The following is a 12,126-nucleotide window of genomic DNA, read 5'->3' as shown; positions in this document are numbered from 1 at the left end:
GATCGTCCGTAAACTTACTGCTTGCACCATGTAGCACCCTTACCAAGAGAGTCTCTTGCGGTAGATACGGCTGTACGCCGTTAACAAACCAAGGATCGCCATTCGCAAATAGAATCACCGAATACCGAGCGAACAAGGCGAAGGAAGCGGTGTCATCGATCATATCGCGTTCAAGGGCAAAGACCCTGATTCCTATATTGCCAAGTTTGAAGACCAGGGCGTCAAATTTGAGAAAAGAAGAGTGCCAGCCGAACAGATGCTCCAGCTCTTCCTCCATGACCCCAGCGGCGTTCAGATCGAATTAATCTTCGAAGTCGAAGGCGATCTGTCGGACGTGAAGCAGCTTTAGAATTCAACGTCCCTAATTTATATGCAACGTCCCCTTTGGCTTAAATGCGTGAAAGACGAAGGCGAAGGTGACATCGTAGGGGACATCCTCAAGCTTGCCAGCGACCTTTCGGCGTACAACGACATTGCCGACGTCTCTGCCTTTGGCAATCTCGCGGCTATCAAGGGCTGAATTCTGGCCTTTTTCCCAACTAAGCACCAAATCGCCCGCTTCGATTCGGCCCTTCTTCACCAGCAGCGGCATGCTCCAAGCGCTGTTGCCGACAGCGATAACCCGAACCATAGGCTTAATTCCTTTAGGCATTTCCCCCTGATACAGGAACGGCATGGCAGCCGTATCATAGTAAGCATAGGGGTTCCGGCCATAGGCTCGAAAAACGCTGAAGGTGGGAACGAGGACCTTAGCCCCCATCGGCGCACGCTTTTTAAAATTGGCAAAGCTTTCGAGACGAGCCGGAATGGTTTTTAGCTGCTTACCAGTCATAACGCCGACAATTCCTTCACCAAGAAATTGCTGCCACCATGAATCAGTCTGCCGGTCATACATCACCATGTCTGAATTCCGCAGCTTTCCCGTCGTCCCGAATTCAAGAACTTTCCCATCGAGCCGTCGATCAAAGACAATCGAAGAATTACACAGTGGGCAATAAGTAACGGCGATTGGAACGCCTTCAAACGTATCGTTGACGATTTCGTGCCAAATCAGAACCCGCAAAGGATAAGCCCGCGCCTTTCCGTTGATGATAAGGCCAATGACGGGCTCATTTTCACCAAGGTCCTTGTGATTGCTGACAGGTTCGAACTTTGGCTTGTCGATAGAGGGAATGCCGTCTTTAGGCGGCCCACCTGACATGATTTCATCGTATTTCACCGAATGCTTATTGAAATCTGTGCGCGGCCATTCATAGCGCCAGCTGTCGGGATTGGCCTGGACCGCGTTTATGCCAAAATACAAAATGATCGCGAGAGCCGTCAGCAGAACACCACTGTTAAATTTCGACATGGATAATATTCCTTTCTGAAATCTACAGGCCAATTGTGCAACTAAGCAGTGAAACACGGCAATTAAACCAGTTTCACAACTTGGTGAGGGGTATGCTTGACCAACCCCAACCCCAACGCCACAATCCGCAACTAACTGTACCGATATTGAGAGACTAAATTTGTGACCGAAACTGTTGATTCTGTTGTCATTGGGGCGGGTGTTGTGGGTCTGGCGGTTGCCCGAGCCTTAGCCCTAAGCGGCCGTGAAACCATAGTTTTGGAGGCCGCTGACGCGATTGGAACCGGCACCAGTTCACGCAACAGTGAAATAATTCACGCCGGTATTTATTACCCCAAAGGCAGTCTGAAGGCGCGCCTTTGCGTTCGTGGCAAAGAAATGATGTATGACTATTGTGCATCACATGGTGTCGAGCATAAGCGCTGCGGCAAATTGATCGTCGCCACCAATGATGCACAATTAGAGATTATTCATGACATTAAAGACAAAGCCGAAGCCAATGGCGTTATGGATTTGAAATGGCTGAACGCGGCCGAATGTGTGGAAATGGAACCGGCCTTAAACGCCGTGGGCGCATATTTATCACCGTCCACCGGGCTCATTGACAGCCACGGCTTGATGTTGGCCTACCAGGGCGACCTTGAAGACGCAGGCGGCATGATCGCCTTTAACAGTCCTCTGGCAGGTGGAGAAGTCTCCGACAAAGGGATTACCTTGGAAGTCGGTGGCGAGGCTGGCATGACCCTTCAATGCCAAACTCTGGTCAATAGTGCCGGTCTTGAGGCGCAATCCGTTGCCTCCAAAATTGAAGGCGTACCAGCCGACTCCATCCCTCCTCGCTATCTGGCGAAGGGAAACTATTTTACCCTTTCTGGAAAATCACCGTTTTCACGGCCAATTTATCCCGTCCCGGAAAAAGCTGGGCTTGGCGTTCATTTGACCGTGGACCTGGGTGGCCAAGCGAAATTCGGGCCTGATGTTGAATGGGTTGAAAAGATCGATTACGAGGTTGACCCGAGCAGAGGCGATAAATTTTATGCAGCAATCCGGGATTACTGGCCCGGTCTTGAAGACGGTGCCTTGCAACCAGGATACGCGGGCATGCGACCCAAGCTTCAAGCCCCAGGTGAAGTTGCTGCGGACTTTGTCATCCAAGACAGTTCCATCCACGGCGTGAAAGGGCTCATTAACCTTTACGGCATAGAATCACCGGGATTAACATCATCGTTAGCGATTGCGGAAGAAGTTCTAAAAAGGTTTGAGGATGCTACAGATCACTAGAATCAGCGCCATTATAATAGGCGTAATGATCGGCGTGCTTGCTTGGGCACCCGCGTTCGCTCAAGCGCCCGATGCTCAGGGGAAAATCCGCATCCAGGGCAAAGATGTCGAAGAAAAAGGGCCTGAAATTGAAGAGGACCCGAACGCCTTGCTCGATATGGGCGAGGAAATGCGTAAATTCGTCCAGAAGATCAGCCGATTTGCTCGGAAATATAAACGCTCATTCCAGATCCTAACCTCAAACAATCTGGAATTGATGGTCAAGTACGAGGACGTCGACAAACTAAAACCCGCCCCGGCAAAGACCTATATTCGTTCCATTGATGGTATTTTGCTCGAAGGTTTGTTTTACGGCGAAAAAATTTTTGGCCAGCCGACTCGTGACGTCAAAATAAAGCGGCAACTGGCTTTTGCCAAAATCGCCCGCAATAATGGCGTGCGCGTTCTTGTTGTTGATTACGTAAAGGACCGAAAATCCGTTGATGATTCCTATCGCCGGAATAGTGCAAATAAATTCGTCTCGTTTGCCGCCCACGCACGAGATTTGGAACTCAATACCCTGCCAACCTATCCACCTCGCCCACGAAGAGAGTCCTCCAAGAATATCTTATCGATGAAGGACGTGCGCAACTTCGTGATGATCAACGATGGTACGCGTTACGGGAACCAAGCCGAATACACCCTAAAAATGCACGATACCAATTTCGACATGCTATTGGTCGACGTCTTTCATGGTCGGGAACCGTTGACCCGAAGGGCAGTCGAGACGCTGAAGTACAAGAAAATCGGTGCCAAACGACTGGTAATGGCGCGCATCGACATCGGTTCAGCTGCAAGTTATAGATATTATTGGAAACCTCGGTGGAGAGAGGGTTCACCCAGTTGGATCAACGCCCCCTACCCTGGAGACCCAGACCGGTATTACGTTCAATATTGGCGACCGGAGTGGCAGAAGCTTATCGCTGGTAATACCAAGTCATTTGTTTATGGCATTATAGCCCAGGGGTTCGACGGCGTGGTTCTTAGCGGAATGAATGCGTACAAATTCTTCTTGGGCGAAGATGAACGCGAAGAAGACGAGGAATTGCGCCAGTAGACAGAAGGCTTATTTAAGCCTTGTCTCTCACCGGAGACTGAAAATAGCGGCTGGGGGCAATTTGTTCGATAACGAACCCCTCTCTCGAAGGGAACCTCTCGGCAGCAATTTTTCGTGCCTCTGCCTCGTTTTCAGCTTTGATATCTTGAATATGCGCATTAGCCCAATGGTCGCTTAAATAGGGATGGCATTGATTATCATCCGTAAGCTGGCGCACTTTCGCGTTGTAAACGGCAACCTCAAAATCTCGGTCATTATCGTTACTGCGGTAAAGCATGATCCTGCCCTTTCACCAGTGCATTGGTATCAGGGTATTCTCCGGGCAGTTAACAAAAGGTTTCAGGAATGAAAGGCTGCGTCACAACTCCACAATTTTCTCGATCAAATAGCCGGCAGAAGTCGGATACTTTGTAAGGGCCTTACTTTTTGCATGAGATTCGTCCCGCGCCTCTATTTCAAAATAGTGCGTATCAGCCCAGTCTTTCGACAGATGACGATGGCGTTCACCAGCATTTTCAAGCTTGCGAACCTCCTCATTATGAACGGCAATTTCAAAATTTGGCATCATTAGTATCCTTTTATCTACTGCGCCCGATTTAAACCAAAATTCCTTTATAAAGAGTTTCAGCACGGGCTAAGTCGTCTGGGCGATTGACGTTAAAAAATGGATCAACCGGTTCTGTCGGGAACCCTACATGAAGGATATTGTATCGCCCGGTCCATAAATCAATCTTGCGCATTTCCTCGTCCACCATGGCGCGGTGCAACTCCTCTTTCAGCCGCACCGGCCACAGCGCAAAAACAGGGTGCGTGCGACCGTTGGTCATTGCGCAAGCCATGTCAGCTTGCTCGTCTTCTATCGCCTCAAACAAACGTTCAACCATATCCAGCGGGACAAACGGCGCATCGGTCGCAAACGACACAACCCACTGAGCCTCTGGAACATTGATTGCGGCCCACCCCAACCCTGTCAAAATGCCTGCCAGAGGTCCTTGGAAGCCATCTATGACATCGGGCACAGTTTCCAACCCTTGCGCCTCAAACCGCTTGGGATCGCCGTTAGCGTTAATGATAAGGTGGGAGACTTGCGATTGAGTGCGTTCGATCAAAATATCTATAAGGCTACGGCCACCCAATTGCCGGAGACACTTATCGCCCCCCCCCATACGCCGAGCCAAGCCACCCGCCAATAAGACACCGACAACAGGGCCGCGCGGAGCGGTCATTCTGCCGCACCCTTTCGTTGAGATTTACGGGGCTCATCCGCAATTGACGACGTGTCTACATCATAGACAATCCGGTTTTCACCTGACAGCGCAACGAAACGCTTGCCCCGCGCGCGACCAACCAGGGTTAATCCCACCTGCTTGGCCAAGTCCACACCCCAGGCGGTAAAACCGGATCTGGAAATTAAGATCGGGATTTGCATATGCACGCATTTGATCACCATCTCACTGGTCAGGCGTCCCGTGGTATAGAACATCTTATCTTCACCGGTGATCCCTTCCATGAACATATACCCGGCAATTTTATCGACAGCGTTGTGGCGTCCCACGTCTTCCATATAAATCAACGGACGGTCGTCATGACACAGCACACAGCCATGTATAGCGCCTGCTTCCAGGTACAGGCTGGGGACAGTGTTAATTTTCTTTACCAGATCATAAAGCCAGGACGTCTTCAGCACGGCATCACTTGAAAGCTTGGCGTCTTCGAAACTTTCCATCATGTCGCCAAAGACCGTTCCCATGGCGCAGCCAGACGTCTGGGTTTTCTTTTTAAGTTTTTCCTCGTAATCGGTTTTTCGCGCCGTGCGAACGACGACGGTCTCAACCTCTTCGTCATAATCTACCCCCGTAACTTCATCATCGGGCAGCAACATATTTTGATTTAGAAGGTATCCTACAGCCAAATACTCAGGATAATCATTGATCGTCATCATGGTAACGATTTCCTGACCGTTTAAGTATAAGGTCAGCGGTCGCTCGACTGTAACAGACGTCGTTAACGGCTTGCCGTCCTGATCCACACCTTGAACCTTTTCGGTCAACTGTGGATCAGCCGGGTCAGGCTGGACGATAAAGTCTTTTGCGTTAGACAAGGGGTGCCCTCTTTTCAATTCGGATCCGCGTGACTACATAGATAAAATAGCGTGATAACCCTGGGAAAAAACCTTAAATATCTTAGGGTAGATGAATTGCTATCATATTAATGGCTGAGGATACGTTCACCTGATGATTGATCCGTTTGGACGAGAAGTCACCTACCTTCGTGTTTCGGTTACTGACCGTTGTGATTTTCGCTGCCGGTACTGCATGTCTGAGGACATGACATTCCTACCGCGGCGCAATCTATTGACGCTTGAGGAACTCGATCGTCTGTGTAGCGCTTTCGTTCGCTTAGGCGTCAAGAAACTGCGGCTCACAGGTGGCGAACCCCTGGTCCGTCGCAACATCATGAGCCTCATTCAAAACCTGAGCCGACATTTAGACTCGGGCGACTTAGAAGAACTCACCTTGACGACCAATGCCAGCCAGCTCACCCAATACGCTCAAGAATTGGCCAACTGCGGCGTCCGGCGACTCAATGTCTCCGTCGACTCCCTCAACCGGGATAAATTCAAAGACATCACCCGCCGGGGCGACTTAAACCAAGTCTTTGAGGGCCTTCAGGCTGCCAAAGACGCAGGCCTAAAAATTAAAATCAATACGGTCGCGTTGAAGGACGTTAATGATGACGAATTTAATGATCTCATTAAATGGTGTGGGGACGAAGGCTTCGATCTTACCTTCATCGAAACCATGCCGATGGGTGAAATTGACGATGATCGGACAGATCACTACTTATCGCTAACCCAAATTCGGAAAGACCTAGAGAAGAATTGGACCCTGGAAGACATTCCTCTCAAGACAGGTGGGCCCGCGACCTATGTCTCCGTTGGTGAAACAGGCGGGCGGGTCGGCTTCATCACCCCCATGAGCCATAATTTCTGTGAAGGCTGCAACCGGGTTCGCGTCACCTGCACCGGCACGCTCTACATGTGCCTCGGACAAAACGACCAAGCCGACCTGATAACGCCGCTACGTCAAAGCGAAGGCGACGACCTGCTGACCCAAGCCATTGAAGAAGCCATCTCGCGCAAACCCAAAGGCCACGACTTCGTCATCGATAGAAACAGCCGCCCGGCTGTCGCTCGGCATATGAGTGTTACGGGGGGTTAAAGCCCCTTCTTCAACCAAAACTGCCAAATATTTTAAGATCGGCGCAAAACCATATGTCCAGTCTAGTGTCCAGTTACCCGTTTTGAGTGTCCAGCTTGAAAGTCTTTCTCTTGCTCCATTTTCGACTTTTATTTTTTTTGAGTATTGTGTATTTTCAATAAGTTAGCTATATGTTTCTGAATAGTTTAATAAAATGTCCCCTTTATTATTTTAAAGGATGTCAAAAATCTTTTTTGTTCGCGAACATTTTAGGCTTTGCAATTATAAATTGAAGTCGGATAAATACAGGGCTCGGACGCAAAAAGCGGACCGGGCATTTTTATGACCGCTCCGCAATTCATAATCTAACAAAAGGAACGGCAGTCATGAAATCAAGAACTTCAAAACTCAAGAAATCCGTGTTTGAGACTGGCACAAACGACAATTACGACCGAGAAAACTACATCAACGGTTTAACCATTGTGAAAACAGCCTCAAATTCTCAGTCTGCGAGTGTTGTCGGGGCAAAAAAAACCACCGATTGGAGATGTTTCAGCCCCAACAAACTCTAAGAGAAGAGGTGAAGAAACTGCAAAAGGCTGTAAGACACTTTACTGCAAAGGTGTGAAAAATGTTGCAGAGCTTGAAGCACTTAAGATCACACAAATGGTTACTCCAACAGCAGCAATAGCCGAAAAAATAAAAAAATTACGTGGTGAAATTAGAGAGTTGCAAGAGGATTACTTTGATCGTGGCTGCAATAGCCATCCGAATCCGACCTGCCCCTAATTAATCGACCCTATTTACTAGGCTCCAAGAATAAAAACTCCTCCTGATACATACAGGTATCGCGATCTAGTGATGCGGAAAAATGGAGTCTCTCGCAAATTCTGAACCGTAGGGTGAGGAGGTTAGCGCTAGCCAGCCCTCTCGCCTTTCGGTACCAGTAAATAGCCTGGTCGATTAAGTATGGATGGTTTTCCGATGCTCTTTCATAAAAACTGGCAATCTTTGCTTGAGTGCGGCTTTTCTGGGTTGGTTTGGATAATTTTTCGGCTAAAAGAAACCACTCTCGTGCCCGGGCATCTGGTAGGTAGGAGTTGCGAATGCACTCGATGCCAATAAAGACCGCCAACTTCACAGCAGACTCTTCCTCCTCTTTGAAAAAAGCCACCTGATTTTTCTTTAGCGGTTCCAAGTACTGATCCGCCATTTCTACAGATTGGGGAACGCCTTGGCCCTTTAAGTATCTATACCCTAGAAAAAACTTAGCCCGACCATTTCCCGATTCGGCCAACTTCTTAAAAATTTTAATAGCCGCCTGTGACTTTCCCTCGGTTTCTAACGATAAGGCGTCTTCAAGTGTTTGCGCCGATGAAGTAGTTGTAGAGCTTAAAACTAAGCACAAAATTATTAAAGCAACTCGCATGACTTGATCTCCTAGACGGAGGCTTCAGTTATTATAAAGGCTCAGGCTAGGGCTAGGGCTATGGAAGGGATGGGAACGCTTTTGGCAGAAAGGTTTGAAGAAAAGTGAACGCGCTAAAGCCCCAACGTCGGCAACTGTACTTCCGGATAGCGGGTTCCGGCGACGGCGTCTAATGCGAAGATTTCATTCAGCAGGGATAGTTCTTCGGTGCTGAGATCAATATCCACAGCGGCAACATTCTCCAACAGATGCGTTCGGCGGGCCATGCCGGGGATGGGGATCACTTCGTCGCCTTGGTGTAGCAACCAGGCAATCGCGATTTGTGCGGGAGAAACGCCTTTATCCGCCGCAATATCATCTAACGGCTTGAGAAGGTCTTGGTTTTTCTCAAGATTTTCTTGTTGGAAGCGCGGGTGTTCTTGCCTACGCCGATCTGTTTCTTTTAATCCATCGAAACCCCGAACCGTGCCGCTTAAAAAGCCCCGACCCAACGGGCAATAGGCGATGAAGGAAATTCCGAGTTCACGGCAAACCGGAAGCACATCAGCCTCAGCCTCCCGTGACCAGAGTGAATATTCGGTTTGCAGGGCTGAGATCGGATGCACCTTGTGGGCGCGACGTATGGTTTCAGGTCCAGCTTCCGAGAGCCCCAGATAACGCACCTTCCCCTGCTCCACCAGCTTCGCCATCGCCCCAACGGTATCTTCGATCGGGGTGTCTGGGTCGACCCGGTGCTGATAGAAGATATCAATGACGTCCACGTTGAGCCGCGCCATACTTTCTTCGCACGACGCGACCACTGATTCGGGGCGGCTATTGATTTCGAACCCGCCTTCGGGCTTGCGGCGATTACCAAACTTCGTGGATAGGATGAACTTATCGCGAAGGCCGTTCAGCGCTTGGCCGAGGAATTCCTCGTTCTTACCATTGCCGTAAGCGTTGGCCGTATCGATGTGATTAATGCCGAGGTCTACGGCGGCTTCAATGGTAGCGCGGCATTCAGCCTCGTCGGCGCCGCCATAAAGCCCGGTCATGGACATGCAGCCCAAGCCAATTGCGGACTTCTTCGGTCCGTTCTGACCTAACTTACGATATTTCAAGAATTCCCCCTCAAATCACTGCCCCTACTCAGGAACAATAACCCATTCGTCGTCGACTTTCACGTTTGCATCCTTCAGCAAATTCATCACCGGGCAGCGCAGCTTGACGTTTTTCTTTAGCTTCTCAATGCGGGCCGCAGACTCATTGGTCTTCAGCGTGATTTTCAACTTAACCCAATTAAAATGCGGCCTGATGCCAACAACACCGCGCGACCCGCGACGGTCAACTTCGCCATCGGCTTCCATATCGACGCCGCTATATTTGAAATCCATGGTCTTGGCGACCATATTTATGATAACGGAATCACATCCGAGCAAAGACGCGAGAACGTTCTCCATCGGCGTTGGCCCTGTATCAGTGCCACTGGCCTCATCGTTGATCACCACATGCCCCCGGACAGTAGCCACCGTCCGACACGTCGCATCATTCGTCGATTTCACAGCACGAATACCCAACATAGCCTTATTGGGATCAACGTCGGGTTTCAAATAGTCTTTATCGTCGGCATTGATATTGTTCACGTAAACTGCTCCCGCCCTAAATTTATTGTCTACTTGCCGCTACCTTGCCCCCACCAACTTGCCCATGGTGAAGGCACGGGATACTATTTGATCAATCATTGAAACGAAAGACACAATTCACTTACTCCAATTTCCTTTAGCTGGCACCCCCTCCGCTATGACCGTATTGACTTCCCCGACCATGGCACGCAGGGCCCAAATATTAACGCTTATTGGCTCTAGCCATGGCATGAGCCACTTTTATGGCTTCGCGCTAGCTTATCCAATGGTCAATTCCCTGAAGGCTGAATTTGGCGTTAGCTATGCAGCGCTGGGGTTTCTACTGGCCATTCTCAATATCACAACAGCAGTTGTTCAAATCCCCGTCGGGTACGCCGTGGACAGAATTGGTCCGCGTGTATTTTTGCCTACCGGTCTGTTCTTGATGGCAACGGGCATTGGTGCGGTCGCATTTGCCACTGATTATTGGATGCTGGTTGTCCTCATGATCGTTGCTGGGGCCGGCAACGCCATGTTTCACCCGGTCAATTTCACGATTTTAACCCAGACCATGGAACAATCCTTCATGGGGCGGGCCTTCAGCATCCATACCTTCAGTGGCAACATTGGAATGTGGCTGGTCCCTGGAACCATGTTTGTTTTAACTGAATGGTGGGGCTGGCAGAACGCATTGATGTTTGTAGGTACCATCGGCTTGGCGCTCGCCGCACTCGTCCTGGTCTGTGGCCACGTCTTCCAACCTACAGAAATAGCTGCTGATGAGGTGGCGGAGAACAAAGCCGTTTCGGTGGAAGAAGGCACGCGCGTTATTCTGTCACGACCGATCCTTCTAATGTCGGCCTTCTTTGCTTTTTCGACATTGGTTATTACGGCCATGCAAACTTTTATGCCGGTGGCGCTGGTCCAAATCCACGGCGTCAGTGCTGCGTTTGGCACTAAAGCCGTGACCACGTATTTAATCGCCAGCGGTGCTGGGATTTTGTTGGGAGGGTATCTGGTTGATAAAATGCCCTATCACAGATCTATGGCAAATGTAGTTTTGGTCGGTTCTGCCATCTTTTTATTACTCGTCGGCGTTTGGGATTTATCACCCACGATGATACTTGTTTTACTAAGTGGTGCAGGCTTGGTTCATGGCCTATTGCGCCCCGCCAGAGACATCATCGCGCGTTCAATGACGCCGGATCATTCGACAGGAAAGGTCTTTGGTTTCCTTTCCACCGGGCTCAGCATCGGTAATGCGATCGCACCGGTCCTGTTCGGCTGGATCATCGATATAGGTTCGCCAGCCTGGGTGTTCTATGGCTCAGCAATCATCCTCATCATCAGCATCCCGACCCTAGGCAGTACACAGGTTGATACGCGTATGAGTCCAGCAACCAATCCATAAAAAAACGGCGGCCCCTCGGACCGCCGTTTTCTCAAATTATTCAGACGTTAATTAAGACCCGTAGGACACCGTCAGGTCACCAACGCCATCAACATGGCCTTCAAGCTTACCGCCACGCGGTACAGGGCCAACACCTGCCGGTGTGCCCATCATGATCAGGTCGCCAGGGGCCAATTCAACCAAGCCGGAAAGGTAGGAAATCGTTTCCTTCACGTCCCAGATGTGTTGGTTGAGGTCACCTTCTTGTTTCATCTCACCATTGACCTTAACCCAAATCGCACCTTGATCAGGGTGGCCGACTTGCTCCACGGTCTTAAGTGTGGTGACGGGTGCGGAATTATCAAACCCCTTCCCCATATCCCAAGGACGCCGCATTTCTTTCGCCTGTGCCTGAACGTCGCGCCGGGTCATATCAAGGCCCACACAGTACCCATACACATGCTCAAGAGCATCAGCTTCAGAGATATTCGCGCCGCCCTTGCCAATCGCAACAACCAACTCAATTTCGTGATGCAGGTCTTCGGTCTTGGGCGGAAACGGAATGGTCGCACCGCTGGGGACAATCGCATCGGCCGGCTTCATGAAGAAAAATGGCGGCTCGCGATCAGGATCGTGACCCATTTCGCGAGCATGGGCTGCATAGTTCCGCCCCACACAATAAATTCTCCGAACAGCATACGCGTCGTCGCTGCCCTCAACCGGAATGGTCGGTTGCTCAATATCAAATACTAAACCCATGATTACTCCATACTTCTTG

Annotated in this window: 14 protein-coding genes; 5 read left to right on the top strand and 9 right to left on the bottom strand. The window is 50.0% G+C overall.

Translation table 11 applies throughout. The features are described from left to right. Positions 1-361: 361 nt before the first annotated feature. Positions 362-1,351, bottom strand: coding sequence for a DUF3179 domain-containing protein (locus HOM51_06190; GenBank protein MBT5034095.1), 990 nt, complete (start codon positions 1,349-1,351; stop codon positions 362-364). A 162-nt stretch (positions 1,352-1,513) separates the two neighbouring features. On the opposite strand from HOM51_06190, the gene HOM51_06185 reads away from it, so the two are divergent. Continuing rightward, entirely contained in the window at positions 1,514-2,632 is a 1,119-nt protein-coding gene (locus HOM51_06185; GenBank protein MBT5034094.1) for an NAD(P)/FAD-dependent oxidoreductase, read from the top strand. Further along, the gene (locus HOM51_06180) at positions 2,616-3,728 is read left to right on the top strand and encodes a hypothetical protein (GenBank protein MBT5034093.1); all 1,113 of its coding nucleotides are present in this window, start codon (positions 2,616-2,618) and stop codon (positions 3,726-3,728) included. The genes HOM51_06185 and HOM51_06180 overlap by 17 nt, the downstream gene beginning before the upstream one ends. A 13-nt stretch (positions 3,729-3,741) precedes the next feature. Here the strand turns inward: HOM51_06180 and HOM51_06175 are convergent, their stop codons facing one another. The 4 genes from HOM51_06175 to fdhD all read right to left on the bottom strand — a co-directional run bounded on the left by HOM51_06175 (position 3,742) and on the right by fdhD (position 5,808). Further along, entirely contained in the window at positions 3,742-4,005 is a 264-nt protein-coding gene (locus HOM51_06175) for a hypothetical protein (protein ID MBT5034092.1), read from the bottom strand. A gap of 81 nt (positions 4,006-4,086) precedes the next feature. Next, entirely contained in the window at positions 4,087-4,293 is a 207-nt protein-coding gene (locus HOM51_06170) for a hypothetical protein (protein MBT5034091.1), read from the bottom strand. A 31-nt stretch (positions 4,294-4,324) separates the two neighbouring features. Further along, positions 4,325-4,954, bottom strand: a complete 630-nt coding sequence (gene mobA / locus HOM51_06165) for a molybdenum cofactor guanylyltransferase MobA (protein ID MBT5034090.1) — start codon at positions 4,952-4,954, stop codon at positions 4,325-4,327. Beyond that, positions 4,951-5,808 (bottom strand): formate dehydrogenase accessory sulfurtransferase FdhD, encoded by an 858-nt coding sequence (gene fdhD, locus HOM51_06160; protein MBT5034089.1) that lies wholly within the window; start codon positions 5,806-5,808, stop codon positions 4,951-4,953. Before fdhD ends, mobA begins: the two co-directional genes overlap by 4 nt. Before the next feature lie 154 nt (positions 5,809-5,962). Here fdhD and moaA point away from each other — a divergent pair, with 154 nt between their 5' ends. After that, positions 5,963-6,949 carry a GTP 3',8-cyclase MoaA gene (gene moaA / locus HOM51_06155; GenBank protein MBT5034088.1) on the top strand — a complete coding sequence of 329 codons (987 nt, stop codon included), beginning with the start codon at positions 5,963-5,965 and terminating at the stop codon, positions 6,947-6,949. Positions 6,950-7,444: 495 nt separating this feature from the next. Further along, positions 7,445-7,717 (top strand): hypothetical protein, encoded by a 273-nt coding sequence (locus HOM51_06150; protein MBT5034087.1) that lies wholly within the window; start codon positions 7,445-7,447, stop codon positions 7,715-7,717. 10 nt (positions 7,718-7,727) lie between these two features. On the opposite strand, the gene HOM51_06145 is transcribed toward HOM51_06150, so the two are convergent. The 3 genes from HOM51_06145 to HOM51_06135 all read right to left on the bottom strand — a co-directional run bounded on the left by HOM51_06145 (position 7,728) and on the right by HOM51_06135 (position 9,979). Next, the gene (locus tag HOM51_06145) at positions 7,728-8,357 is read right to left on the bottom strand and encodes a sel1 repeat family protein (GenBank protein ID MBT5034086.1); all 630 of its coding nucleotides are present in this window, start codon (positions 8,355-8,357) and stop codon (positions 7,728-7,730) included. Positions 8,358-8,470: 113 nt separating this feature from the next. After that, positions 8,471-9,457 (bottom strand): aldo/keto reductase, encoded by a 987-nt coding sequence (locus HOM51_06140; protein ID MBT5034085.1) that lies wholly within the window; start codon positions 9,455-9,457, stop codon positions 8,471-8,473. 24 nt (positions 9,458-9,481) lie between these two features. After that, a complete protein-coding gene (locus HOM51_06135) occupies positions 9,482-9,979 on the bottom strand; it encodes an OsmC family protein (protein ID MBT5034084.1) in 498 nt (165 codons plus the stop codon). A gap of 157 nt (positions 9,980-10,136) precedes the next feature. Here HOM51_06135 and HOM51_06130 point away from each other — a divergent pair, with 157 nt between their 5' ends. Next, positions 10,137-11,369 carry an MFS transporter gene (locus tag HOM51_06130; protein ID MBT5034083.1) on the top strand — a complete coding sequence of 411 codons (1,233 nt, stop codon included), beginning with the start codon at positions 10,137-10,139 and terminating at the stop codon, positions 11,367-11,369. Positions 11,370-11,420: 51 nt separating this feature from the next. Here the strand turns inward: HOM51_06130 and HOM51_06125 are convergent, their stop codons facing one another. Continuing rightward, on the bottom strand, positions 11,421-12,107 hold the full coding sequence (locus tag HOM51_06125) for a fumarylacetoacetate hydrolase family protein (GenBank protein MBT5034082.1): 687 nt from the start codon (positions 12,105-12,107) through the stop codon (positions 11,421-11,423). Positions 12,108-12,126: the final 19 nt, after the last annotated feature.

The sequence above is a fragment of the Rhodospirillaceae bacterium genome, from assembly GCA_018660465.1.
GTDB lineage: Bacteria > Pseudomonadota > Alphaproteobacteria > Rhodospirillales > JABJKH01 > JABJKH01.
This window is presented reverse-complemented; position numbering and strand designations above follow the sequence as displayed.